Annotated in this window: 24 protein-coding genes; 14 read left to right on the forward strand and 10 right to left on the reverse strand. The window is 67.7% G+C overall.

The features are described from left to right. Window positions 1-212, reverse strand: a 212-nt coding sequence (locus tag HOV91_RS09500) for a DUF6764 family protein (RefSeq protein WP_312884535.1), incomplete at its 3' end; no start/stop codon positions are given. Window positions 213-399: 187 nt separating this feature from the next. Here HOV91_RS09500 and lppU point away from each other — a divergent pair. Beyond that, window positions 400-1,023 carry an LppU family putative lipoprotein gene (gene lppU, locus HOV91_RS09505; RefSeq protein ID WP_174185078.1) on the forward strand — a complete coding sequence of 208 codons (624 nt, stop codon included), beginning with the start codon at window positions 400-402 and terminating at the stop codon, window positions 1,021-1,023. Between the two features lie 56 nt (window positions 1,024-1,079). After that, entirely contained in the window at window positions 1,080-2,531 is a 1,452-nt protein-coding gene (locus tag HOV91_RS09510) for an MFS transporter (RefSeq protein WP_174185079.1), read from the forward strand. A gap of 51 nt (window positions 2,532-2,582) precedes the next feature. On the opposite strand, the gene HOV91_RS09515 is transcribed toward HOV91_RS09510, so the two are convergent. Further along, a complete protein-coding gene (locus tag HOV91_RS09515) occupies window positions 2,583-3,257 on the reverse strand; it encodes a S1 family peptidase (RefSeq protein WP_174185080.1) in 675 nt (224 codons plus the stop codon). Between the two features lie 516 nt (window positions 3,258-3,773). On the opposite strand from HOV91_RS09515, the gene HOV91_RS09520 reads away from it, so the two are divergent. From HOV91_RS09520 to HOV91_RS09560, 9 genes are all read left to right on the forward strand, one after another. Continuing rightward, window positions 3,774-4,628 (forward strand): MlaE family ABC transporter permease, encoded by an 855-nt coding sequence (locus HOV91_RS09520; RefSeq protein ID WP_174185081.1) that lies wholly within the window; start codon window positions 3,774-3,776, stop codon window positions 4,626-4,628. A 4-nt stretch (window positions 4,629-4,632) separates the two neighbouring features. Continuing rightward, window positions 4,633-5,496 carry an ABC transporter permease gene (locus HOV91_RS09525; protein WP_174185082.1) on the forward strand — a complete coding sequence of 288 codons (864 nt, stop codon included), beginning with the start codon at window positions 4,633-4,635 and terminating at the stop codon, window positions 5,494-5,496. Between the two features lie 8 nt (window positions 5,497-5,504). Next, a complete protein-coding gene (locus HOV91_RS09530; RefSeq protein ID WP_174185083.1) occupies window positions 5,505-6,995 on the forward strand; it encodes an MlaD family protein in 1,491 nt (496 codons plus the stop codon). Then, window positions 6,992-8,035 carry an MCE family protein gene (locus HOV91_RS09535; protein WP_174185084.1) on the forward strand — a complete coding sequence of 348 codons (1,044 nt, stop codon included), beginning with the start codon at window positions 6,992-6,994 and terminating at the stop codon, window positions 8,033-8,035. The genes HOV91_RS09530 and HOV91_RS09535 overlap by 4 nt, the downstream gene beginning before the upstream one ends. Next, entirely contained in the window at window positions 8,035-9,033 is a 999-nt protein-coding gene (locus tag HOV91_RS09540) for an MCE family protein (protein ID WP_174185147.1), read from the forward strand. Before HOV91_RS09535 ends, HOV91_RS09540 begins: the two co-directional genes overlap by 1 nt. Beyond that, a complete protein-coding gene (locus HOV91_RS09545) occupies window positions 9,030-10,139 on the forward strand; it encodes an MlaD family protein (RefSeq protein WP_174185085.1) in 1,110 nt (369 codons plus the stop codon). The genes HOV91_RS09540 and HOV91_RS09545 overlap by 4 nt, the downstream gene beginning before the upstream one ends. An 8-nt stretch (window positions 10,140-10,147) precedes the next feature. Continuing rightward, window positions 10,148-11,239 carry an MCE family protein gene (locus HOV91_RS09550; protein ID WP_174185086.1) on the forward strand — a complete coding sequence of 364 codons (1,092 nt, stop codon included), beginning with the start codon at window positions 10,148-10,150 and terminating at the stop codon, window positions 11,237-11,239. After that, on the forward strand, window positions 11,236-12,414 hold the full coding sequence (locus tag HOV91_RS09555; protein ID WP_174185087.1) for an MlaD family protein: 1,179 nt from the start codon (window positions 11,236-11,238) through the stop codon (window positions 12,412-12,414). The genes HOV91_RS09550 and HOV91_RS09555 overlap by 4 nt, the downstream gene beginning before the upstream one ends. Before the next feature lie 133 nt (window positions 12,415-12,547). After that, window positions 12,548-13,348, forward strand: coding sequence for a hypothetical protein (locus HOV91_RS09560; protein ID WP_174185088.1), 801 nt, complete (start codon window positions 12,548-12,550; stop codon window positions 13,346-13,348). 76 nt (window positions 13,349-13,424) lie between these two features. On the opposite strand, the gene HOV91_RS09565 is transcribed toward HOV91_RS09560, so the two are convergent. The 6 genes from HOV91_RS09565 to HOV91_RS09590 all read right to left on the reverse strand — a co-directional run bounded on the left by HOV91_RS09565 (window position 13,425) and on the right by HOV91_RS09590 (window position 19,109). After that, window positions 13,425-13,997 (reverse strand): ribonuclease H family protein, encoded by a 573-nt coding sequence (locus HOV91_RS09565; RefSeq protein ID WP_174185089.1) that lies wholly within the window; start codon window positions 13,995-13,997, stop codon window positions 13,425-13,427. 10 nt (window positions 13,998-14,007) lie between these two features. After that, complete coding sequence (locus HOV91_RS09570; RefSeq protein WP_174185090.1) at window positions 14,008-14,478, reverse strand: SRPBCC family protein; 471 nt, start codon at window positions 14,476-14,478, stop codon at window positions 14,008-14,010. Between the two features lie 128 nt (window positions 14,479-14,606). Then, window positions 14,607-15,791 (reverse strand): L-2-hydroxyglutarate dehydrogenase, encoded by a 1,185-nt coding sequence (gene lhgD, locus HOV91_RS09575; protein ID WP_174185091.1) that lies wholly within the window; start codon window positions 15,789-15,791, stop codon window positions 14,607-14,609. A gap of 22 nt (window positions 15,792-15,813) precedes the next feature. Then, complete coding sequence (locus HOV91_RS09580; protein ID WP_174185092.1) at window positions 15,814-16,494, reverse strand: hypothetical protein; 681 nt, start codon at window positions 16,492-16,494, stop codon at window positions 15,814-15,816. Window positions 16,495-16,851: 357 nt separating this feature from the next. Next, on the reverse strand, window positions 16,852-17,643 hold the full coding sequence (locus HOV91_RS09585) for a TIGR03084 family metal-binding protein (protein WP_174185093.1): 792 nt from the start codon (window positions 17,641-17,643) through the stop codon (window positions 16,852-16,854). Between the two features lie 110 nt (window positions 17,644-17,753). Next, window positions 17,754-19,109 carry a DUF445 domain-containing protein gene (locus HOV91_RS09590; protein WP_174185094.1) on the reverse strand — a complete coding sequence of 452 codons (1,356 nt, stop codon included), beginning with the start codon at window positions 19,107-19,109 and terminating at the stop codon, window positions 17,754-17,756. Between the two features lie 285 nt (window positions 19,110-19,394). Here HOV91_RS09590 and lon point away from each other — a divergent pair, with 285 nt between their 5' ends. After that, on the forward strand, window positions 19,395-21,725 hold the full coding sequence (gene lon / locus HOV91_RS09595) for an endopeptidase La (RefSeq protein ID WP_246349953.1): 2,331 nt from the start codon (window positions 19,395-19,397) through the stop codon (window positions 21,723-21,725). A gap of 227 nt (window positions 21,726-21,952) precedes the next feature. Here the strand turns inward: lon and HOV91_RS09600 are convergent, their stop codons facing one another. After that, window positions 21,953-22,405 carry a PaaI family thioesterase gene (locus tag HOV91_RS09600; RefSeq protein ID WP_174185095.1) on the reverse strand — a complete coding sequence of 151 codons (453 nt, stop codon included), beginning with the start codon at window positions 22,403-22,405 and terminating at the stop codon, window positions 21,953-21,955. After that, complete coding sequence (locus HOV91_RS09605) at window positions 22,402-22,986, reverse strand: TetR/AcrR family transcriptional regulator (protein WP_174185096.1); 585 nt, start codon at window positions 22,984-22,986, stop codon at window positions 22,402-22,404. Before HOV91_RS09605 ends, HOV91_RS09600 begins: the two co-directional genes overlap by 4 nt. A gap of 216 nt (window positions 22,987-23,202) precedes the next feature. On the opposite strand from HOV91_RS09605, the gene HOV91_RS09610 reads away from it, so the two are divergent. After that, on the forward strand, window positions 23,203-24,273 hold the full coding sequence (locus HOV91_RS09610; protein ID WP_174185097.1) for a DNA polymerase IV: 1,071 nt from the start codon (window positions 23,203-23,205) through the stop codon (window positions 24,271-24,273). 37 nt (window positions 24,274-24,310) lie between these two features. After that, window positions 24,311-25,306, forward strand: a complete 996-nt coding sequence (locus tag HOV91_RS09615; RefSeq protein WP_174185098.1) for an oxidoreductase — start codon at window positions 24,311-24,313, stop codon at window positions 25,304-25,306. Window positions 25,307-25,609: the final 303 nt, after the last annotated feature.

Raw genomic sequence — 25,609 nt, forward strand, 5'->3', positions numbered from 1 at the left:
GCGTTGGCGTAGCCCACCCCATCGATGCCGGTGGCCCCGGCTCGGCCGTAGCTGTCGGTCGCCGCGCGGCAGGCCGTCTCCCCATCGATGACGGTGACGTCGGTCCCGTGTTCGGAGCGGCAGTGCACATCGGTGGCACCGGCCACTCCCGGGAAGACGAGGGAGCCTCCGATCGCGGCGGTCGAGCAAACGATTGCGCTGATCAGCTTCACCGGGAACTCCTCTCGAACCAGAAATCCCACCATACCCAGAGCGATTGGCCGCGCGTCGTTTCCGGCTTCGGCTCGACGGGCGCTCGGTCGATGGTGTATTCATGGCGTGGTATTTCAAGCACAGCCATGGCAACTGCGGTTTACGGGGGCGTGAGTTCGCCGGCGTTACAGCTCGGGAGGACTGTACGTGTCTCGTCAACTGCCCTGGGGTCGTCTCGCCCTCGCCGGGCTCGCCGTAGTGGCGGGACTGTCGCTGGTCGGGTGCAGTTCCACGATCAACGGCACCGCGCAGCCCGCGGTGGACAACGGGACGATCGACGCGGTCGTGACCAGCACCCCGAAGCCGTCCTCGGGCAAGCCGACGCCGAGCACCGGCAAGCCGACCACGAGCAAGCCGAGCGGCAGCACCGATTTCGACGCGAACATCAACGACTGCGTGAAACTCGGCGGCACCACCACCAACGCCACCATCGAGAAGGCGTCGTGCGGTAGCCGCGAGTCGAACTACAAGGTGATCGACAAGAAGTCGAAGAGCTCGCAGTGCAGCAGCGATGCCGACAACTACTACGCCGAGACGATCAACGGCATCGAACAGGGTGCGCTGTGCCTGGACATCGACTGGGTGGTCGGCGGCTGCATGGACGTCGGCGGTGACGATCCCAAGCGCATCGACTGCACCGGCGCCGCGCCCTCGAAGGGCGTCAAGGTGGTGAAGCGCGTGGAGAACGCCGATGACGTCAGCGTGTGCGGCAGCGGCACCGGGTACGTCTACGACAAGCGCCGTTTCGTCGTCTGCGTCCAGGAACTCTGACCGGCACTTCCCGGTGACGGCCGCGCCCTGACGGGAGCGACCGCTAGGTTGGGTCGGTGAGCACCACCGAGCTTCCCCGGTTGCGATCCGGTACCGGTCGCTGGATCCTGGTCGCCACCATCCTCGGATCGTCGGTGGCCTCGCTCGACGCGACGGTGGTGAACATCGCGCTGCCGCGCATCGGGGAATCGCTGGAGACCGATGTGGCCGGGCTGCAGTGGACCCTGAACGGCTACACCCTCACCTTGGCTTCGTTCATCCTGCTGGGCGGCTCGCTCGGCGACAAGCTCGGGCGTCGCCGCGTCTTCGTGTGGGGAACCATCGCTTTCGCGATCGCTTCGGTGCTGTGCGGGGCCGCGACGACCATCGAAGTGCTGGTCGCGGCGCGGATACTGCAAGGTGTCGCGGGCGCGATGCTCACGCCGGGCAGCCTGGCCCTGATCTCCTCGTCCATCGATCAGCGCGATCAGGGCGCGGCGATCGGCCTGTGGTCCGGCTTCGGCGGTGTCGCGGGCGCGCTCGGACCTTTTCTCGGCGGCTGGCTCATCGAACTCGCGGGGTGGCGGGCCATCTTCTTCCTCAACGTGCCGCTGGCCGTGGTCGTCGTGCTGGTCGCGCTGCGACATGTGCCGGAGAGCCGCGATCCCAACGCGGCCGCCCGGCTCGACGTGCCCGGCGCGCTGGTGGTGGCGCTGGCCCTCGGTGCGCTGACCCTCGGATTGATCGACACCATGCCCTTGCTCATTGTGGCCGGTGTCGGCTTGCTGGGGGCGTTCGTCCTGATCGAGCTGCGCAGCGACCACCCATTGGTGCCGCCATCGCTGTTCGGCTCGCGGGTGTTCACCGCGGCCAACCTCGTGACGTTCGCGGTCTACGCCGCGCTCGGCGGCGTGTTCTTCCTGCTGGTGCTGGAACTGCAGCTGGTGGCGGGATACTCGCCGCTGATGTCCGGCGTCGCGACCGTGCCGGTCACGCTGATCATGCTGTTGCTCTCGGCTCCCGCCGGGCGCTGGGCGCAGGTGCACGGGCCGCGCATCCCGATGACCGCCGGTCCGCTGTTCGCGGCAGCGGGCCTGGTGCTGTTGCTGCGCATCGGACCCGACACCACCTACCTGATCGACGTGCTGCCCGGTGTCCTGGTCTTCGGGCTGGGTCTCGCGGTGCTGGTGGCTCCGCTCACGGGTGCGGTGCTCGGGGCGGTGCCCGCGAGCGAGGCGGGCATCGCCTCGGGCGTGAACAACGCTGTGGCGCGCACAGCGCAACTGCTCGCGGTGGCGGCGCTGCCCGGCCTCGCAAGTATCTCGGGCGCTCTGGGCGACCCGGCCGCCTTCGACGACGGCTTCGCCACCGCGATGTGGCTGTGCGTGGGACTGCTGGTGCTCGGCGCGGCCCTCGCCGCCGTGCTGCTGCGGCCCCAGCGGCGCCCGGCCACCTTGGACAACGTGGATTGCATGCCGCAGTGCGCGGTCGCGGGTCCGGCGCTGGCCCCGGCATCGAGCGAGAAATGAGCGGCCCGAACGGATCGCTGTCCGTTCGGGCCGCTCATCGGACGGTGTCCGTCAGATCGGGATGTAACCCGCGCCGACGCCGCCGCGCGCGTTGACGTCGGCCATGATCGCGCTCAAGTTGGTACCGACCTCGGGACCGAAGCAAGCGATGGCCAGGTAGGCGTTCACCATGCCCACCAGCGTGCTGCCGACGACGACCGGCGCACCGGAGTCGCCTTCCACCACGCACATCTGGCTCCAGGTCTCGACGTTCGTCCGGAAGATGTCACCCCAGGCGATACCGCAGGTGTTGCCGGTGGTGCGCCCTTCCTTGCAAACGATCTGCGGGAAAGTGGCCGGTCCGCCGATTCCCGTGATGGTGACGTTGCCGACCCGGTTCACCGGGGTGATCTTGCCCGGATCGAACTGGATGACGGCGTAGTCGAGATCATGGTTGGAGTAGGCGAACCGGCCGATCACGCCCGCGCCCCGATCGGCCTCGGCATAGACCTGTGCGCCCGGGTCGCCGCAGTGCCCTGCGGTCAGTCCGACCAGACGTCCCGCGTTGTCGTGGCCGACAGTTGTGACCGTGCACTCGAACTGGTTGTCGATGATGATCCCGGATCCACCGCCCAACACCGGCGGGCCCGTTTGGGCGTTAGCGGCCCCTGCGCCCGTGCCGAGCAGCGCCGCGCCAAGGGCGACGGCGAAGGCGGCGTTGGCCACCTTGGCGAGTTTGCTGAACATGTCCCTCCAGACGTCGGAAGCCCGCACGATATCAATCTGTCGCACCCATCGTGTCAGTAAACGACCTCGGGCGCGTCACCTACTACCGGGTTGTCCCCACTGTTCGGCGCTTCAACCTCACTCCGTACATCTGTGATCAGATGTATCCCATGCGCCCATAGCATTCCGCTATCGCAATTGTGAAAATCTCGTGTCCATTAGTGTCCGGGTGATAGTAAGGAGGCGATGTGTTGGTCTTCGGAAACAAATCTGATTTTCGATGACTACCCTCCGAAATAATTCGCCGAACCACCGGGATAGATCCGGGATTCGCGCAGCTAGGGCTGTAGCTTGTGCCAGAGCTCGGGTCGCTACCTTTGGGGTCGTTCCCAATGTTTCACGGCCTTTCCGGAGACGGTGAGCGACATCTATGACTGCGATCACAAGTCGGTGGTGTGTTCTGCACTACTCCGTAGTAAGGTGCGTCAAGCAAACGAGTCGCCGGGGCAGCCAACCGGCGCCGAGGAGGGTTAGCCAGTGCAGTCGACCGAGAGTCCACCATCAGGGTCACGCTTCAGTGATGCGGCCGATTGGACGAGGTCTTACTGGCAAGATCATCCCAAGCGTTCGCTGGAGACCTTCGGCAGGCAGATCACGATGGGTTTCGCGGCCGTCGCGGAACTGTTCGTCTCGATTTTCCGCAGGCGCTTTCCCTTCGGCGAGTTCGTCCGGCAATGCGCGTTCATGGCCAGTGTCTCGGCGGCACCGACGCTGCTGGTCGCCATCCCCATCGGCGTGATCGTCTCCATCCAGGTCGGCTCGGTCGCAGGCCAGGTGGGCGCCACCTCGTTCATCGGCGCGGCCAACGGCCTCGGCATCATCCAGCAGGGGGCCCCGCTGGTCACCTCGCTGATGATCGCGGGCGCGGTCGGTTCGGCGGTCTGCGCCGACCTCGGCTCGCGCACCATCCGCGAGGAGATCGACGCCATGAAGGTCATGGGCGTCGACCCGCTGCGCAGGCTGGTCGCACCGCGGCTCGGCGCCGCGATGCTGGTGAGTGTGCTGCTGTGCGGCTTCGTCGTCTTCGTCGGCTTCTTGACCGGCTACATCTTCAATATCTTCGCGCAGAACGGTACGCCGGGTTCCTATGTCGGCACCTTCTCGTCGTTCGCCGTGACCACCGATCTTCTTGTCGCGCTGGGGAAATCGCTGATTTTCGGTCTGCTCGCGGCAATCATCGCCTGTGATACCGGATTGAACACCCGGGGTGGTCCGGGCGGTGTCGCGAACTCGGTGAATTCCGCGGTGGTGAGCTCCGCCATCATGCTGTTCGGGGTGAACCTCATCATCACCCAGGTTTACAACGCACTATTCCCGTCACAGGTGGTATGAGCCGGTGTCATCAACCTATGTTCCGCCGCTGCTGCGGCCGCTCCAGACGTTCCGGAAAACCGCGCAGGCGCCGGTCGATCTGCTCGCCAGGCTCGGCCACCAGGTGTTCTTCCTGTTGCGCTCGATCGGCTCCATTCCCCTGGCGCTCAAGCACTACCCCAAAGAAGTGTGGCGCCTGCTCTCGGACGTCACCTGGGGCAACGGCAATCTCGTCGTCGGTGGCGGCACCATCGGCGTCGTCCTCATCCTGAGCGCCTTCGGCGGCATGACGGTCGGCATCCAGGGCTACAACTCGCTGAACCTGCTCGGCCTGAGCCCGATCACCGGTGCGATCTCGGCGTTCGCGACAACCCGTGAACTCGGCCCGCTGCTCGCGACGCTGGCCTTCGCCGCCCAGGCGGGCTGCCGGTTCACCGCGCAGCTGGGCGCCATGCGCATCTCCGAGGAGATCGACGCGCTGGAGTCCATCGCCATCCGGCCGCTGCCCTATCTGATCAGCACCAGGATGTTCGCGGCGATGGTGGCCATCATCCCGCTCTACTGCCTCGGCCTGACGATGGCCTACGTCTCCTGCGCGGTCACGGTGCAGCTGATCGGCGGCACCGCCGCAGGCACCTACCAGCACTACTTCTATCAGTTCCTCATCCCGACCGACGTCATCTATTCGCTGATCAAGGCGATCCTGTTCGTCGCGATCACCACGTTCATCCAGTGCTACTACGGCTTCTTCGCCTCCGGTGGCCCCGAGGGCGTCGGCGTGGCCGCGGGCCGCGCGATCAAGATGTGCATCATCGCGGTCGTTTTCGCGAACCTGTTCATGACATTGGCGATCTGGGGTGTCAACCCAGGCATTCGGATCTCGGGGTAAATACCAAGATGATCATCGATCCCAGTGGGCGCGGGCCCACCATGCGGCAGCTGCTGATCGCGGGAGTGTGCGGTCTGGTCGTCTTCGCGCTGGTGCTCGGCTTCCTCATGCTGCGCTACCAGGGTTACTTCCAGGAGAAGATCAACGTCACCGCGAACCTGACCACCACAGGTGACGGACTGCCCGAGCAGGCCGACGTCAAGTTCCGCGGCGTGCTCGTCGGCGCAGTGAAGACCGTCGACGTCGCGGCCAAGGGCGAGCTGCAAAAGGTCCGGATCGAGATGAAGCCGGAGTTCGCCGGCGACATCCCGGCCAACGTGACCGCTCGCGTGGTGCCGAGCAACCTGTTCGCCGTCACCTCCGTGGAGCTCGTCTTCAACGGCCCCGCCGACCAATACCTGCACGAGGGTTCGGTCATCGAGGAAGACCGCAGCAAGGGCACCATCGCGCTGCAGGACACGCTCACCACGGTGCGCAACATCCTCGACAAGATCGATCCGGTGCAGTTCGGCCGGGTGCTCGGCACCCTGTCGCAGGCGCTGGACGGCAGCGGCCGGATGCCCGGCTCCACCGTCGAACGGCTGGACCGCTGGCTGCTGGCCGTCGACGAGTCGATTCCCGACCTCGGTGTGCTGCTCGGTGACTTCTCCGCGTCGTTCAACGCGCTCAACCAGTCCGCGCCGGAGCTGGTCGACGTGCTCGGCAGCTCGGTGCAGACCGCGCGCACCATCGCCGATCGCCGCAGCGAGCTGGTCTCGCTGATCACCGGCACCGGCGGGACCATCGACACGGTGAACGACCTGTTCGCCCGTAATCCCAACGTCGGCATCGAAGTCACCGCGGGAACGAACGACATGTTCGGCGCCCTCGCCGCGGACCCCGAGGCGATCACCAGGTCGCTGCTCAACCTGAGCGAGACCATGCGCCGGATGGACACCACGTTCACCTGGGGTCCGCAGAAGCAGCAGGTCTGGGACGCCGGTATCACGCTCACCCCGTACCGTCCCTACACGGTGGCCGACTGCCCGCGCTACGGCGAGATGGCCGGCCCGAGCTGCTTCACCGCTCCCGCCGTCGCGGACGTCGGCGAGCTGCCCGAACAGCTGAAGCCGCGGGCGCTCGAGTCGGCCGCCGGACTGCCGCCGGTGGTGCCGATGCCCGGTCTGCCGCTGATTCCGGGTGTCACCACACCGGACCCGAACCGCGCCACCGCGGCCGCTCCGACCGGCGGCGTGCCCGCGCCCTTCGCGGGCACCCCGCTCGAGGGCCTGTTCCCGATGCTGCCGCCGGGCCTGCTGCCGCCCGCCGCCGCTCCGGCGCCCGCCGCTCCGGCCGCCGCGCCCGAGGGCACGCCGTCGGCCGCGCCGATCTCCTACCGGGGCGACTCGGCGATCACCGCGCTGCTCGGCCGCAAGCCGACCACCGCCGAATATCTGCTGCTCAGTTCGATTCTGAAGGGCGGAACCATGCAGGTGTCCGACAACGGTGCCCGACGATGAGCATTCGCAAACCGCTGATCGGATTCAGCATCTTCGCCATCGTGTCCGTCCTGGTCACGGTGGTGGTGTGGAACACGCTGGCGCGCATTGTCAGCGGTGACACCTACACCTACTCCGCGACGTTCTCCGACGTGCTCGGTCTGCACGAGGGCGACGACGTGCGCATGGCGGGCGTGCGGGTGGGCAAGGTCGAGAAGATCGAGCGGGCCCGCGACGCGAATCTGAAGAAGTCGGTCGCGAAGGTCACCTTCGTGGTGCAGCGCGACCAGACGATCTACAACGACACCAAAGCGCTGGTCCGCTACCAGAACCTGATCGGCCAGCGGTACGTGGCGCTGGCTCCGGGCACGGCGCCCGACCCGGCGCCGCTGAAGGACAACGGTTCGATCCCGATCGACCGGACCGAGCCGTCGTTCGACGTGTCCGGTCTGCTCAACGGATTCCAGCCGCTGTTCCAGGTGTTGCAGCCCGAACAGGTCAACCGGCTGTCGGAGACCTTCATCCAGGCGTTGCAAGGTGACGGCGTCTCCTTGAGCGCGTTCATCGTGCAGGCCGCTCAGCTGGCCACCGACTTCCAGCGCCGAGACGCGATCCTGTCCGATGTGATTACCAACCTGTCCGGCGTGATGTCGGGGTTGGCCAAACGAGGTGATGAATTGGAGACCCTGGTGACCCAGACCCGGGCCTTGATCGGCGGGTTGTACGAGCAAGGGCAGTCGTTGCTCGCCTCGACCGAGCAGATCGCCACCGCCACCACGTCGCTGGTCGGCATGATGGACCAGATCCAGCCGAGCCTGCGCACCGCGCAGAACTCCACCAGCGCGGCGCTGACGCTGTTGATCGACAACGGCGCCAAGCTCGACCAGGCGGCGATCGACCTGCCGAACGTGCTGTCGGCGGCGGGCAGGCACACCTCCGAAGGTGGTTACGCCAACGCCTACCTGTGCGGGCTCGACCTGTCGCTCTACGGCGTCCTCTTCCCGCGCGGTCTGTTCTCCCAGATCGGTGGCACCTCGCACTCGGCGGTGTGCCGCCCATGATGACGAAGCTCAGGTCCAGGTTCGACAGCAACCGGTACTTCTGGTTGGGCATCGTCGGCGGCGTCCTCATCGTGGTGCTGCTGCTGGTGTCCAGCGTCTACAAGCTCATCGGCGTCGGCGAGCAGTCGATCAAGGCCGAGTTCGTGCAGGCCGCGGGCATCAAGGTCGGCGACAAGGTGAACGTCGCCGGGGTGTCCTCCGGCCGGGTGGTCGGCGCCGAACTCGAGGGCAGCCACGTGCTGCTCACGCTGAGCGTCAGCGACGACGTGAAACTCGGCCCGGACGCGCGCGCCTCGATCAAGATGGCCACGCTGCTCGGCGCCAGGTACGTCGATCTCGAGCCGGGTGACGGCTCGGGCCTGAAGGGCAAGCGCATCCCGGTGTCCAACACCGCGGTTCCGTACAACTTGGCCGACGTGGTGCAGTTCGGCACTCCGAAGTTCGAGGCGCTCGACACGAAGAAGCTGTCGGACTCGCTGAACCTGATCAACGCGCAGATGAACGGGTCGCCGCAGCTCACCGCGCAGGCGCTGGACAGCGTCGGCGCGCTGGCGAAGGTGATCGACAGCCGCAGGGCCGAGGTGGACAGCCTGCTCAAGGACCTGGACCGGGTCACGAGGATCCTCGGCGACAACCGCAACAGCATCCTGCTGGTGATCACTCAGGGCGAGGCCATCGCCAACCGGGTGATGGAGCGTCAGGCGCTGCTGCGCCAGCTGCTGGACAACATCGCGTCGCTGACCAAGCAGCTGGAGGCGATCGGCGCGGAGAACAACGAGCAGCTCGGCCCGACCATCGCGCAGCTGAACACCATGGCCGAGGGCCTGCAGAAGAACAAGGACAACCTGGATCGGATGCTGTCGATCATGCCGCCGACCCTGCGCTACCTGGCGAACTCCTGGGGCGGCAGCGGTCCGTACGGCGATGTCGGCCTGCCGTGGCTGTTCCCGGACAACTGGTTGTGCTTCGCCCAAGTTATCGAGGGGTGCCAGGGATGAAATTCCGCACGGGCTTTCCGCTGAGGACCGTCGCGAGGGCGCTCATGATCAGCGCCGCGGCTCTGACGGTCGGCAGTTGCTCATTGCTGCCGAGTTCGGTGAACGACGCGCTGGGCACCACCTTGCAGATCACCGCGGATTTCGACAACATCGCGGGCATCTACGAGGGCAATCCGATCACGGTGCTCGGGCTCGACGTCGGCAAGGTCGACAAGATCGTGGCCAAGGGCACGCTGGTCGAGGTGCACATGTCCATCGACAAGGACGTGAAGATCCCGAAGGACGCGATCGCCGCGATCGTCTCGCCGTCCATCGTCACCGATCGGCACATCGAACTCACGCCCGTCTACACCGGCGGCGCGACCCTGAGCGACGGTGCGCACCTGCCGAAGGCTCGCACCAAGACGCCGGTCGAGCTGGACACGATGATCAAGACCATCGACCAGTTCGCCGCCGCGCTGAAGCCGGAACCGGGCCAGGAGGGCATCGGCCCGCTGTCGGGCCGGGTGCTCTACCCGATGCTCAACGGCAACGGCGAGAAGATCCGCGACACTCTCAACGCGCTGTCCAACGCGCTGAAGGTCGGTGTGGACAACAAGGACGCGGTCTCCAGCATCATCATCAAGCTGAACGACCTCACCACCATGCTGGCCGAGAACGACCAGTCGGTGCGCGATTTCAGCAACCGGGTGACCCAGATGACCGGCCTGCTCGCCGAGCAGGCACCCGGCCTGCAGGCCACGCTCGATCAGCTGCTCGCCTTCCTGCAGAACACCAGCACCACGCTGACGCAGTACCAGGATCAGCTGTCGGGCAGCGTGACCGGCCTGACCAACGTGACCCAGCAGCTGCGCGACAACGCCTACGGCCTCACCGAGGTCGCCGACCTGGCGCCGATGGTCATGCAGAACGTCGACAACATCGTCAACCGCGAACACGGCTACGTCCGGCTGCACGCGGTGATCGGCACCGCGCTGTCGGGCGAGATCGTCAGCCTGTTCTGCGAACGCATCCAGATGAAGGCCGACGGTTGCCGCACCGGAAACATGCAGGACTTCGGACCCGACTACGGGCTCACCGCCGCACTGCTCGGACTGACGAAATGACGTACCGAATGACGATCAAGGCACGCAGGGCGCTGGTCGCCGTCGCCGCGGTGGCCGGTGTCGCGGTCACCTCCGGTTGCGGGCTCACGGTGGAGAAGCTGCCGCTGCCGAAACCGGGGATGGCCGGGGAGACCTACACCATCCACGCGGTGTTCGAGAACGCGCTGAACCTGCCCGACCAGGCGAAGGTGAAGATCGGCGGTTCGGACGTCGGCGTGGTCACCGACATCAAGACGAAGAACTTCCAGGCGATCGTCGACCTGACCATCAGCAAGGACATCGAGCTGCCCAAGGGCAGCACGGCGGAACTGCGCCAGGCCACCCCGCTCGGTGACGTGTTCGTCGCGGTGTCCAAGCCCAAGACCGAGCCGGGCGCGGACATGCTGCGCGACGGCGACACGCTCACGATCGACAGCACCTCCGCGGGCGCGACCGTCGAGCAGTTGCTCATCTCGGTCTCCATGCTGTTCAACGGCGGCGGCATCGCGAGCCTGTCCAAGCTGGGTTCGGAGCTGGATTCCATTGTCGGCGGCCGTGGCGAGCAGCTGGCCCACCTGATCACCGAGATGACCGGCGTGGTGGGCAGTCTGAACGCCAACTCGGCCCGGGTGGACAGCGTGCTCGGTGAATTCAGCACCCTCGCCAACACCATCGAGGCCCGGCGGTCCGAACTCGGCGAGGTGGCCGACACCCTGCCCCAGATGATCGGCGCGATCGCCGAGAACAACCGGGCCATCGGCGATCTGCTGGACAAGTTGTCCATCGCCAGCGCCGCGCTGGGCAATTACGCCGACACCTCCACCGCGCAGCTGAACGGCCTGCTGGAGAACACCCAGCAGCTGATGGACGCGATCGCCAAGACCGGTGACAACTTCGGCGTGCTGCTCGATCGGCTCCGCGTGCTGCGGCCGAAGGTGGACGCGACCTTCCGCGGCAGCAGTTTCGCGGTGTACGCCACCGCGACCAATCTCGACATCAGCGCGCTCACCGATCCGGAACACGGCAAACTCCAGGACCTGCACGACCTGCAGGACTTCGCGGGCAGCCTGCTCCAGGTATTGCAGCTGGTGCAGGGCCGGGTGCAGGGAGGACACCGATGACCTCGGTGCGCAAACTATTCGGAAGCAAGATCTTCCTGTCGAACCTGGGTTTGGTGCTCGTACTGCTGGTCGGCGCCGCCTACCTGATGGTGAACGTCATGCGGGTGAACCCGCTGCGGTCGGACTACACCGTCACGGTGAACCTGGACCGCTCCGGCGGTCTGCAGCCGGGCAACGACGTGACCCTGCGCGGGTGGCGCATCGGCAAGGTGACCTCGATCGAGCTGACCGATCGCGGGCAGGCCATCGCCGCCACCGCGCAGATCGAGTCGAAGTACAAGCTGCCGGTGGACACCCAGATCGCGGTGCAGGCGCTGTCCGGCGCGGGTGAGCAGTACATCGATTTCCGGCCGAACACCGAGCAGGGGCCGTACCTGGCCAATGGCGCGGTGATCAAGTTCGATCCGGAGAAGATCCACACGCCGACGCCGGTGTGGTCGGTGCTGGACAACTCCAGCGCCCTGATCGCGCAGATCAATCCGGACCACTTCCAGGTCATCCTGAACGAGCTGGACATCGCGCTCAGCGGAGGGCCGGATCAGCTGCGCGGCCTGGTCAACGGGATCAGCTTGGCGATGGCCGGCTTGGACTCGTTGCTGCCGCAGACCACGAATCTGATCACCAACCTGCGCACCATCGCCGCCACCACGTCCAACGCGCAGCCCGATCTGGCCACGCTGACGCGCAACTCCGGGGTGCTGTTCGAGCAGTTCAACAACGCGAACGCGGAGCTGCAGCGGGTACTCGACCAGGCGCCGGGCCAGCTCACCAGCCTCGGCGCGGTGGTGGACCGGACCGCCGACCCGATCACCAGTCTGGCCGTGAACTTCCAGGCGATCACCAAGGCGGCGCAGCTGCGGCTGCCCGCGCTGCGTGCGCTGTTCCCCTCGCTCGCGCTCGGCGGCGAGGCGCTGGGCGTCCCGGCGCACGGGAACGAATTCCACGCGATGATCGATATCTGGCCCCGGCCGTTCTGTACCTACAACACGCCGAAGATCCGCAACGAGGTCGTGCAGGACGGCACGATTCCGAAGTGGAACTACTGTGAGAACCCGCCGCCGGGTCAGCAGATCCGCGGTGCGGCGAACGCACCGCGGCCGGACGTGCCGAACAACGGCGCGCACATGCCCCCGGGCGTGGATCCGAACGAGCGGACCCTTCCTCCGGTGCGGTGAGTCGTACCCGGCCAGGCGGTCCACCCGTCGGCCGGGCATACTCGCCGGTGGAAGCCCGTAAGGTTCGCTGTCGCGGGCCGCTGAAGCCAATCGGTGCGCACCGACGCGCTCCGGGAAAGTGCAGGTTTTATCGATGTCTACCGACGACGCCGAGAACGACAAGGACGCCGAGACCAAGGCCGCCGCCGACCAGGACACCGACGCGGTGGCCGGGAAATCGGAGGATGCCGCAGGCGCGGCGAAGCCCGAGCTGTCCAAGGCGGAGAAGGCGGACAAGCCCGAGGCGGGCAAGAAGTCGACAGCGAAAAGCGGCGCCCCCGCGGCGGCCGCACCGGCACCGTCCGGCAAATCCACCTCGCTTCCGCTCGTGGCCGCCTTCGTGGCCGGCGTGCTCGCGGTCGCGGCGATCACCGCCGTGGTCGTGTTCTTCCTGCAGGGCAAGGACCGCGGCGACAAGCTCGACGCGATCCGCGATTCGACCAGCGCCGCGTGCGCGTTCGGCAAGGACGTCTCGGTCTACGACTACTCGAAGAACCTCGACGACTACTTCACCACGGTGAAGGCCGGTTCGACCGGCGAGTTCCTCAAGGAGTTCGACGACGCCACCAAGGCGCTCAAGGACGCCATGGTGCAGGCGCAGGTCAAGTCCTGGGCCGACGACGTGCAGTGCGGTTACCAGTCCGGTGACCAGACCTCGGCGAAGGTGCTGGTGACCCTCACGCAGTACCGGACCAACTTCACCCAGGCCAACCCCGAGCGGCAGTTCGTCGTGGTGATCGCCCAGCTGCAGAAGTCGGGCGACAAGTGGCTGGTCGAGAAGCTCGATTCGCCGATGCTGAAGGGCGCGGGCACCGGCCTCCCCGGCGCTCCCGCGCCGGGCGGCACCCCGCAGCCCGCACCGTCTGGTCAGCCCGCACCGCAGCCGGGCAACTAGCCGAGCGCCTCCGGCGGTGGGCCGAGCCACCACCGCCGGAGGTCATTCGGGCGGCCTTCGGCGATTCGCGCACGAATCAGAACAGCGTCAGAGTCTGTGGCGCCGACGGCGCGGCCGCCTTCCCCGCGGCCTTGTCCTTCGGCGCTTCCGGCGCCGTCGACGCTTCCTCCACAGTCACCGCGAGCATTTCCACGGTGTTCGCCTCGGCGACAGCCGCGGTGACCGCGGCCTGCCGAGCCGCTTCTCCGGCCAGCGCATCGGCTTGCTCGTTGAAGTAGTTGCCGACATGGCCGCGGACCCAGCGGAAGCGGACCGGTCCCGGCCTGCTCGAGATGGCCCGATCGATCTGCCGGACGAGTTCGACGTTCTTCACCGCGCCGCCGGTGGACGTGCGCCAGCCGTTGAGCCGCCACCCCGATACCCACTCCGACGCGCACTTGATCGCGTAGAGCGAATCGCTCTCGATGAGCAGAGGTTCGGACCCGGGATGGGCGACGATCGCTTCCAGCACCGCGCGCAGTTCCGCGACCTGGTTGGTTCCGGACGCGGCTCCTCCGCTGGCGGAGGAACCCTGATGATTGACCCAAGCCCAGCCGATGGCGCCGCCGGGATTGCGGAGGCAGGATCCGTCGGTGCTCACGATGATCATGGGTGGCACCCTACGCAATCCGACCGACAAGATCGGTACCGTGGAATTCCTCTATCTCCCTCCGTAACCGGGATTCCGTACGCCGTAACGCCGATTTGGCCATCGCGTCGACCAACCCCGCGCCCAGGCGCCCCACCACTGTGCGCGGCGGACTGTACTCCACCTCGGAGGTGAGCACCGAGCGTCCGTAACCGAGCGGGTCGAAGCGCAGCCGCAGCGTGCCGGAGAAGCGCCCGCGCAGTGTGTACCCGATCACCGCGTTGTGGCGGTATTCGGTGATCTCGCAGGTCGAGGCGGGCTGTAGGAGCGCGAGACGGGTGGTGGTGGCGAAGACCGCGCCGAGTCCGCGTTCCTGGTCGCCGGTCGGCACGAAGTCCGCGATGCCGAACATCCAATCCGGTACGAAGAGATGGTTGTCGGTGTAGCTGAAAGCGACCTCGACCGGCGCTCCGACGTCACTCGCGTACTTGATGTGGCCCATAGGCCCTCCCTGTCCCACGACTGGCGTTAAAAGTACTACAGCTCTCCTATTTATTCGAGGGCTCGGCATGATTTGGTATGCGGTAATGCCAGATAGCGACCGGGCGGTCGTTCAGGGAGCGCGGTCGGTCAGAGCTGGTCGACGATGTGCTCCGCGATCGGCATGGCCGAGGTCGCCGCAGGTGAGGGGGCATTGAGCAGATGAACCGTTCGCTCGGTGCGCTCGATCATGAAGTCGTGCACCAAGGTTCCGTCGCGCAGCACGGCCTGCGCGCGAATACCGGCCTCGCGCGGAAGCAGATCGGCGAGCGTCAGCTCCGGACAGTAGCGTCGGCACTGCGCCAGGTACCCGCGTTTGAACAGCGAGTTGCGCAGTTCGCGCAGCCCGGTGCGCACGTTCGCCTTCGCCACCCGGTGAAATCCGGGGAACGCGAGCACCTCTCGCGCGTCCCTGGCATCGAAGCTGCCTTTGCGATAGCCCTCCCTGGCAAGACCCAGCACCGCGTTCGGCCCCACGGTCAGCGTCCCGTCGATCGTCGGACTCAAATGCACGCCGAGGAACGGCAATTCGGGATCGGGTATGGGATAGATCAAGGTGCTGACCAGGCCACTGCGCTCCCTCGGCAGCTGGTAGTACTCACCGCGGAAGGGCACGATGCGAAAGTCGGTGCGCAGCCCGGCCGCCCGTGCCATCCGGTCGGCCTGCAGACCGGCGCAGACCACGAGTCTGCGCGCCGTCCACGAGCCGGTCGGCCCGGCCGCGGTCACCGCGTCCGTGGTCTCGGTGAGCGTGGTGACCTCGGCGCCGAACACGAATTCGCCACCGGCGCCGCGCACTTCCTCGGCGAGCGCCTCGGTGACCCGGGTGAAGTCGATGATCCCGGTGCCCGGGACGAACAGTGCGCCGACACCGGTGACGCGCGGTTCGCGTCGCCCGAGTTCGGCGGCATCGATCAGCTCGACGGCCACGCCGTTGGTGATCGAGCGTTCGTGCAGCGCGAGCATGCGTCCGTACTCGACGTCGTCCGTGGCGACCAGCAGTTTGCCGCAGATCCGGTGCGGAATATCGTGCGCCGCCGCGAATTCCGCGGTCCAGCGCGCGCCACGGCGGCACAGTGTTGCCTTCAGGCTGTTCGGCGGATAGTAGATCCCGGAGTGGATGACGCCGCTGTTGTGCCCGGTCTGATGCGTGGCAAGGTGCTGCGCCTTCTCCAGTAGTACCAGTCCGGCGCCGGGATAGCGTGCCAGGATGCGGTGCGCGGTCGCGACGCCGACGATTCCGCCGCCGATGACGCAGAAGTCGTAGGCGCTCATGCCGAGCAGGGTAAGCGGTGGGTCACACCCGCACGGAATCCCCTGCGTTCTGCGGTGTGGCGAGCACCGGTTCGGTGGCGTCCCGCTTCCGGTCGCCGACCGGAGGTGGCGTCGGGGCGGGCGTGGCATGACGATTCAGGCGCAGGTCGTGCTCGCCGATCGTCGGGTCGGACAAGGCCACGCGCACTTCGCCGCTCCGGGTGTCGAGATCGGTACGCATGGTGGTCACGGTGGACGCGCCCGGCTGCTCCGGAGCGGGGGCGGAGGGGAGGAAACCGGTGAGCACCGTGATCGCGTTCGTATCCACAGTGACCGAGACGGTATCGGTCTCGACCTTCGCGACCTGCGCGCCGAGGTACGCGTCACCGAGGCGGAGTTTGCCGCCGAGTGGCACGGGCGCGATCGGCGAATCGACGGGTGCCTCAGCGGTTTCCGGCTCGAGGGCACGCGGAGCGGAGACCGCGGCGGGCAATACGGAACTGCTGGCGGTGAGTACCGGATAGGAGATGGTCGCGCGCGGATGGCCGGGCGCATCCGGGGTGACCGGGACGACCGGTGCGGCGAGCCGGGTATCCGGGCGCTGGGTATCGGCGATTTGGTGCACGACGTAGGCGCCGGCCGCGGCGGTCAGGCTCAAGCTGGCGGCGCCGGCGAGCACGATGGCGGCATGCCGAGCGACTTGGCCAGGTCGGTGTGCTGTCACGATGTGCTCCTTTCCCCGCGACGCTGCTCCCCACAGACGCCCAGCTCCTCTGGAGCTGTACGCCCGTTCAGGCTACCTCCGTTGTCGCGGAGTCTGTCGCGTCGAAGAGAGCAGGATCACACGGCGGGACCTGCTCCGCACGAGCCCGCACGAGCAAACGGCACCGGCCTAGGTGGCGTGGATGTTTCCGTGCGCACACCGGGGGGTAAATATTCGTTTAGCTGGCGAGCGCCATTCTCGACTGCCACCTCGAGACACCCGGCCAACGGCGTCCGGCCGTCGACATGAACACGGCGCACCCAAGTGTGGCGCTCGCCCGCTCCCGAATCGTCGCCGATCGGGTCGGGTGTGGGCGGGTCAGGCGAACTGGCCCGCTGTCCTTCCCGCACCCGTCGGGCCCGCGAAAGCCTGTGCGATCGTGAGCCATTCCGCGGCGTCGTCGCCCTGCGTCACGATCGCCAGGTCGTCCGGATGGCGGCGCTGGGTCACCAGCAGGCAGAAGTCCAGCGCCGGTGCGGTCACCCGCTGCTCGGCATCCTCGGGACCCCATGCCCAGATCGTGCGGTCCGGCGCGGTGAGTTCGACGCGGAACTCCGCTGCGGGCGGGGTCTTTCCGTGCACCGTGTAAGCGAAGTTCCTGGTACGCACGCCGATATGGGCCACGGTGCGCAGCCGCGCGGTGGGCGTGCGGTGCACGCCGATGGCGTCGGCCACGTCCTGGCCGTGCGCCCAGGTCTCCATGATGCGGGCGGTGATCATCGAGGCCGGGCTCATCGGCGGGCCGAACCAGGGCAATTTGACGCCCGCGGGCGTCGCGCGCAGCGCGGCGGTGAGCGAGGCGCGTCCGCGCCGCCAGCGGTCGAGCAGGTCGGCGGGGGGTTCGGTCGCGGCTTTCTCGGCGGCCTCGTCGACGAACGTGAGCGCGCGGGGCCCGGCCTCGGCCAGCAACTTCTGGAAGCCGTCGGCGTCCGCGGTGGCGATCGTCGCGATCTCGTCGGTCCAGGCCAGGTGACCGATCTGGTGGGCGATGGTCCAGCCGGGCGCGGGTGTGGCCAGCGCCCACTCCGCCGGCGCCAGCGGGCCGACGAGTCGTTCCAGGTCGGCGCATTCGTCGGCGAAGTCGCCGAGCAGCGCCTCGAGGTCAGCCATCTGTTCCCCTGCCGTTCCGGGCACACCGCCTCGTGTGCCGCCGGAACCAGCATCGCAGCGAGGTCAAAAAAAGGCAAGCATGCTTGTTTTATCTTGCGGCGACGGCTCGGCTACCAGCCGAAAACCACCAGGTGGACAGCTCCCACGGCGAGACCGAGCACCGCACCGTGCAGATACAGCAGCCAGGCGTCCTGTTCCACCGACGCGTAGAACATCTCCATGAACTCCCCCGGCGTGAGGTCCCGCAACTTGCGCGCCGCGAAGTCGTCGATGGTCTTGGCCTGCTCGCGGGTGAACTCCTCGTCTTCCACCAGGGTCGGCGCCAAGCCGACCGCGGCGCCCGCCGCGCCCACCGTGAGGTTGTCGAACTGGCGGCGCCCGAACGCCGCGCGCACCAGCGTGCTGGTCGGGCCGAGCTGACGACTGATCTCGTCGGCGATCAAGCGCTCCAGCAGCTGTCTGGTCTTGTCCCCGTTCGGGCCCTCCAGCAGTTCCTTGGACAGGTTCGGCAGCGTCAGCACCTGATAGGCCAGGATGTGCGCCAGGTCGGTGGCCGCCTGCGTCTGTCGTTTGGCCAGCAGCGCTTGTTTCCACAGGTACTTGTATCGCGGTTGCGGATCGCCCGGCTCGAACACCATCTTCACCGCGATGACGTTCACGATCACGCCGATCGCCGCCGAGGCCAGCAGCACGATCACCCAGCCGGGGACCCAGCCGAGCACCGGGATGTGCTGGTGCACATGCAGGTACAGCGCGAGCAACACGCCGAAGGGCGCGCCGAGCAGGCCGATTCGCACCATGAAGCGCAGCTCGGGCGCGGCGATGGTGGTGGTCAGGTCCTTCAGGATGGTCGGATTCTCCCGCAGGTAGCGGATCACGAAGCTCTTGATGTCGATCAGTTGGTCGACGTTGTCGCCGAGTGAGGCGAACGCACGGCGGGACAGTGCGGGCAGTTCGCGATCCACCCGCTGGTAGATCAGCTGCTTGGCGGGGCGCGGCACGGTGCGCCACAGGTCCGGGTTCTCCCGGTACATCAGCTCGTCGACCAGCGGTCGCACCTGCTCGCGCGCGAGCAAGGCGATGTAGTCGGCGATGCCGTCGAGATCGAGTTCGTGGATGAAGTCCCTCGGACTGCCGATCCGCATGAGGGCCTTGTCCACGCAGATGCTGGCCATCTTCTCCGCGCGCGCCGGGATGAAGCCCTGGAATCCCAGGCGGCGGCCGTCACCGGAGAAGGTCGGCAGCACCTGGACCCGGCGCGGGAAGTACGGATAGAGCACGTGCAGGCCGGGGACGCGGACGCCGCGGAACAGGATCGGCCAGAACAGCATGAGCACACCGGTCCAGTTGGTCAGCCAACCGGCCAGCGCGCTGAAGACCGGAAACGTGATCAGGTCGACTACGAACTTCGGCTGCCCGGTCAATCCTTCCCAGTCGACGAACACGCCGGCGGCGAGCGACGACATCGATGGGACTCCCTAAGCCGATCCGGCGGTACCGCCGGTATGCGATATCAAGGCCCCCACGTTCTCATTGCCTTGGACGGGGTGTCAACGCGAACGGTGCGCGTGGTCCGGCCGCGCGGGCGCGAGTCGCCCCTTCGCCCTCAGCGAACGCCGCATCGGCGCGGAACAAACCCGGATAGCCGCGGGTTGAGTAGGCAACGCTCAACTTTTGGAAGGGTCGAAGACGTGACTACACCACAGAACCTGCCGGTGCTGTTCCTGACCGATCCGATCGTGCTGCCGGGCATGGTCGTGCCCATCGAACTGGACGAATCGGCGCAGGCCGCGATCGATGCCGCGCGCGCCGCAGGCACCGACGCCGTGCTGCTCGCGCCACGGCTGAACGAGGGATACGCCACCTACGGCGTGGTCGCCACCATCGAACAGGTCGGCCGCATGCGCGGCGGAGCACCGGCGGCCGTGCTCAAGGCCGAACGGCGCGCCAAGATCGGGCACGGGGTCACCGGCCCCGGCGCCGCGCTGTGGGTCGAGGCCGAGCCGGTCGAGACGCCGACGCCGGACGGCCGCACCAAGGAACTGGCCGCCGAATACAAGAAGCTGGTCGTCTCGGTGCTGCAGCGCCGCGAGGCATGGCAGGTCATCGACGCGGTCAACCAGCTGACCGACCCGTCGGCCATCGCCGACACCGCGGGCTACGCCACGTACTTGACCTTCGAGCAGAAGCGCGAACTGCTCGAGACCCCGGACGTGGCCCAACGGCTCGCCACCCTGATCGAGTGGACCAAAGCGCACATCGCCGAGGCCGAGATCAGCGAGAAGATCAGCGAAGACGTGCGCGAGGGCATGGAGAAGAGCCAGCGCGAATTCCTGCTGCGCCAGCAGCTCAACGCCATCCGCAAGGAACTCGGCGAGGACGAGCCGGACGGCGCCGACGACTACCGCACCCGGGTGGAGCAGGCCGACCTGCCCGACACCGTCCGCGAGGCGGCGCTGCGCGAGGTCGGCAGGCTGGAGCGAGCCAGCGATCAGAGCCCGGAATCCGGCTGGATCCGGACCTGGCTGGACACCGTGCTCGAGCTGCCCTGGACGGTGAAGACCACCGACAGCACCGACGTCTCGGCCGCCCGCGCGGTCCTGGACGCCGATCACCACGGCCTGGACGAGGTCAAGGACCGCATGGTCGAGTACCTGGCCGTCCGCGCCCGCCGGGCCGCTCGCGGCTTGGAGGTGGTCGGCGGACGCGGCTCCGGCGCGGTGCTGGTGCTGGTCGGCCCGCCCGGTGTCGGCAAGACCTCGCTGGGTGAGTCCGTGGCGCGCGCTCTGGGCCGCAAGTTCGTTCGCGTCGCCCTGGGTGGCGTGCGCGACGAGGCCGAGATCCGCGGCCACCGCCGCACCTACGTCGGCGCGCTGCCCGGTCGCATCGTCCGCGCCATGAAGGAAGCCGGATCGATGAACCCGGTCGTCCTGCTGGACGAGATCGACAAGGTCGGCTCCGACTTCCGAGGCGATCCGGCCGCCGCCCTGCTCGAGGTGCTCGACCCGGCGCAGAACCACACCTTCCGCGACCACTACCTCGATCTGGACCTGGACCTGTCCGACGTGCTGTTCATCGCCACGGCGAACGTCATGGAGACCATTCCCGGCCCGCTGCTGGACCGGATGGAACTGATCACCGTCGACGGTTACACCGAGGACGACAAGGTGGCCATCGCACGCGACTTCCTGGTGCCGCGGCAGCTCGAGCGCAACGCGCTGACCGCCGATGAGGTGTCCGTCAGCGAGGAAGCGCTGCGCGAGATCGCGGCCAACTACACCAGGGAGGCGGGCGTGCGGCAGATGGAGCGGCTGATCGCCAAGGCGCTGCGCAAGGCGGCCACCCGGCTGTCCGAGCGCGAGACCGTGCCCGCCGCATCAGGTTACGACCCCGAGCTGGGTTACCAGGTCGATACCGAGGTCCTGACGATCGGCCTGGGCGACTTGACGGACTACCTGGGTCGTCCGCGCTTCACCCCCGACTCGGTCGAACGCACCGCCGTCCCGGGTGTGGCCACCGGCCTCGCCGTCACCGGTGCGGGCGGCGACGTCCTCTACATCGAGGCGAACGCCGCCGAGGGTGAGCGCTCGCTGACCCTCACCGGCCAGCTCGGCGATGTCATGAAGGAGTCCGCGCAGATCGCGCTGACCTACGTGCGCTCGCACCTGGAGGAGATCGGCATCGAGGCGTCGGTGCTGGACCGCAACATCCACATCCACTTCCCGGCCGGTGCGGTGCCCAAGGACGGACCGTCCGCGGGCGTCACGATGGTCACCGCTCTGGTGTCGCTGGCGCTGGGACGGCAGGTGCGATCGGACGTCGGCATGACCGGCGAGGTCACCCTGAACGGCCGCGTGCTGCCGATCGGCGGCGTCAAGCAGAAGCTGCTCGCCGCCCAGCGGGCCGGATTGAAGACGGTGTTCATCCCGGCGCGCAACGAGCCGGATCTGGACGACGTCCCGGCCGAGGTGCTGGCCGCACTGGATGTCCGCCCGGTCGCCGACGTGGCCGACATCCTGGCCTACGCCATCGAGCCGGTCGCCGAACCGGCGCTGGGCCCGGCCTTTGCCGCGACCGCCTGACCTGGGGAGAACGGACCGGGCACGGAACATCTCCGTGCCCGGCTCTTCGGCTGTGCCTGACCCGCCCGGTGCGACCACCGCGCGTCGGATACCCGTCCTGAGCGATAGGGGCCATGCGGCACGGCGTGTGCCGCAGCCTGAGCCGCACATCAGTTCCGGCCGAGTGGTGTAGCGGTGCTCAACGCGCCCTACCCGGTGTGGTCGGCGACGGAGGCGGCATTGCGCGGTCAAGGAGCGGTGTTCGCGCTGGTCAAATCGGTTTCGGCGAGTCGGGTGGTACCTTGGGCCACCGCGCACAGGACCGGTTCGCGGTCCGGGCTCTCGGCGTAGATCGAACAGTGGGCAACCGCTTGGCGCCGAGTCGCGCCCGTGACGGATGCCTCGACGCGCAAACGCGTGCCCGCGGCGGGACGGAGGTAGCTCACCGTGACACCGCCGGTCAGCACGTTCGCGCCGAGAACCGTCCCCGCGGCGAAGGTGAGGGCATTGTCGGCGGCGTAGGCGAGAACGCCGCCGTGCACGTAACCGAACTGCTGGGTCAGTTCGCGGCGCAGCGGGATGACCAGGGTCGCGGCGCCGTCGCCGAACGCGGTGATCTCGGTGCCCACCAAGGTCGCGAAAGGCTGTGCGGCCAGGATCCGCTTGGCGCTGTCCAGGTCGAGGGTCGTGGCGGCGCTCATCGGGAGACCTCTTTCGCGGCTCGGGTGCGATCGGCGGCGAGGGCGAGCCAGGCGGCGTCGGCGAGTTCGCCCGCGACATCGGCCGGGGCGATGCGCATTTCGCCGCCCAGCCACTGCCGGGTGTATTCCTGCGCGGGGCCGAGCCACAGCGCGTAGACCAGATCGATGGGAAGGTCGCGCACCGCACCGTATCCGGCGTGCGTGCGCCACCAGCGCGTCACGTCGGACATGAAGCGGCGATTGCTCTCGCTCTCGCGTACCCCCGGCGGCCGTGCGGAGGTGAGCACCGTTGCCCGATACTGGTTCTCGCTCACCCAGCGCAGGTGCTCGCGCACACCGGCGGTGACGCCTTCGTGGGCGTCGGTGCTGTCGGCGACCACCGCCCAGAAATTCCGCTGGTAGTCCACCAGCGCGTTGGCCCATACCTGCCGGTACAGGTCGGCTTTGTCCGGGAAGTGGTGGTAGAGCGCCCCGACGCTGGCGCCCGCGGCGTCGCGGATCTGCGTCAGCGTCGCGTCGAGCGCTCCGTGCTCGGCGAATTGTCGTTCGGCTGCCAGGAGCAACCGATCTCGAATCTTCATATACAGAATTTAGTTCTGTTTTCCCGACGTCGCAACGCCGCGTCGATCGCGGTCGTGCCTGCCGCCATGTGGCTCGGCTCGTGCAGGGAGGCCATCGCCGCGGCTGGGGCGGGGGTAGCTCGGCCTTCGTCTGGCGCGCGACGCCCCGGCGAATCCGGTGGTCCGATCGCGCCGGAATTGCGGCAGCTTGTCGGGGCCGTGGGGTAAGAACGGGATGTGGCCAGGTGGCTGTTGCACGTCGATCTCGACCAGTTCCAGGCGGCGGTGGAGTTCCGCCGTCATCCGGAACTGCGGGGCCTGCCGGTCATCGTCGGCGGCCACGGCGACCCCACCGAACCGCGCAAGGTGGTGACCTGTGCGTCCTATCCGGCGCGTGCGTTCGGCGTGCGGGCGGGCATGCCGCTGCGCGGCGCCCAGCGCAAGTGCCCCGAGGGCGTGTTCCTTCCCTTGGACATGGCCGCCTACGAGGACGCCTCTGACGAGGTGATGGCGCTGCTGCGGACGTTTCCCGGGCGAGTCGAGGTGTGGGGCTGGGACGAGGCATTCCTGGCCGCTGACACCGACGACCCGGAGGCCCTGGCACAGCAGGTGCGCACCGCCATCGCCGGACTCGACCTGACCTGCTCGATCGGCATCGGCGACAACAAGCTCACCGCCAAACTCGCCACCGGGTTCGCCAAGTCCGCGGGCAAGTCGTCGGCCGAGCCCGGCGCCGACCCGGGCGCCGCCGCCGGTGTCTTCCGGCTCACGGCCGCGAACTGGACCGAAGTGATGGCCCATCGCCCGACCGACGCGCTGTGGGGCATCGGCAATCGGATCGCCGCGCGCCTCGCCGACCTCGGCATCCAGACCGTGGGCGATCTGATGGCGGCCGACCGGCATCGGCTGGCCGCGGAGTTCGGACCGAATACCGGCCCGTACCTCTGGGTACTCGGCCACGGCAAGGGCGATACCGATGTCACCACCGAACCGCGAATCCCGGTGGGCCGCAGCAAGTCCGAGACCTTCCCGCGCGATCTGACCGATCCGGGCGAGATCCGCGCCCACGTCGCGCGGCTGGCCACCGAGGTCGCCGAGGAGATGGCCGCCGCGGGCCGGGTCGGCACCCGCGTCGGCGTGACGGTGCGCACCAATACCTTCTACACCCGCAGCAAGCAGGAGAAACTGCCCGAACCGACGATCGATGTCGCGCGGATCGCCGAGACCGCGCTGCGGATCATCGACCGGTTCGACCTCGACCGCCCGGTTCGTCTGCTCGGCGTGCGGCTGGAACTCCTGCCGCGGTAACTCCCGGACCGGTCCGGACACTCGTATGCTCGTCCGCATGGAGTTCTGGGCGATGGTGGCACACGAAACGGATAGCGGGATCGTCCTGACCCGGCAGCAGGTCGGCGAGAGTTTCCTCGGGCCGGGCGACGTGACGATCAAAGTGCACTACTCGAGCGCGAACTACAAGGACGGTCTGGCGATCACCAAGGGCGGCGGGGTGGTGCGCAACTACCCGATCGTTCCCGGCATTGACCTCGTGGGCGAGGTGGTCGAGTCCGCCGACGACGATTTCGCACCGGGCGACCCGGTGATCGCGCACGGATACGAGATCGGCGTCTCGCACAACGGCGGTTTCGCCGAATACGCCAGGGTGCCCGCCGAATGGGTGGTCAAGCTGGAGGACCTGAGTCCGCGCGATGCGGCCACGCTCGGCACGGCGGGTTTCACCGCGGCGCTGAGCGTGCTGGCCCTGCTCGAGCGCGGCCTCACCCCGGACGCGGGCCCCGTGCTGGTCACCGGCGCTACCGGCGGCGTCGGCAGCGTGAGTATCGACATCCTCTCCGGCCTCGGCTTCGAAGTCATCGCTTCCACCGGCAAGACCGACGCGGCCGAACTGCTCAGTGAGATCGGCGCGAACGAGGTGATCGGCCGCTTGCCGGAGGACCCCGACGCCAAGCCGCGGCCGCTCACCAAAGCGCGGTGGGCCGCGGCTGTCGACAGTGTCGGCGGCGCATCACTCGCCTACGTGCTCAGCGCCATCGGCTACGGCGGCGTGGTCGCGGCCAGCGGCCTCACCGGAGGTGCCGAACTGCCCACCACCGTGATGCCGTTCATCTTGCGCGGCGTCGCCCTCGACGGCATCGATTCGGTCAACCTCCCGATCGAGCGTCGCAGGGAGGTGTGGTCGCAGCTCGGCAAAGAACTGCGCCCGCAGCATCTTTCGGCCCTACAGCAGCATGCCCCGATCACCGACGCGGAGAAGGTGCTGCGCGCCATGCGGAAAGGCACCCACTCGGGCCGAACCGTGCTCGGCGTCGCGGGCGAATTCTGATCGTCACCGGCGCGTACGCGCCGGTACACGGCGGGCTCCCCTAGGCGTCGATGCTCGGGAGAGCCTGACGCCCGACCGGTAGTCGGCCGATGGCGCATGTGTCCGATCGCCGAAGCCCGGCTCGATGCACTCGACCCGGGCTTCCTCGGTTTTCGGGCCGGATGTACACCGCTGTCGAATGCGCGCCCGCACGCGGGAAGAGGTTGCCACCATCGGACGCCCAGATCCGATACGGTTCTTTCCGCATTCACCCATGTGCCCGCTCCGGTCGAGAGGCGAACTCTGTTGTCCGCGAAGCTGTTC

The sequence above is a fragment of the Nocardia barduliensis genome (assembly GCF_013315795.1).
Lineage (GTDB): Bacteria > Actinomycetota > Actinomycetes > Mycobacteriales > Mycobacteriaceae > Nocardia > Nocardia barduliensis.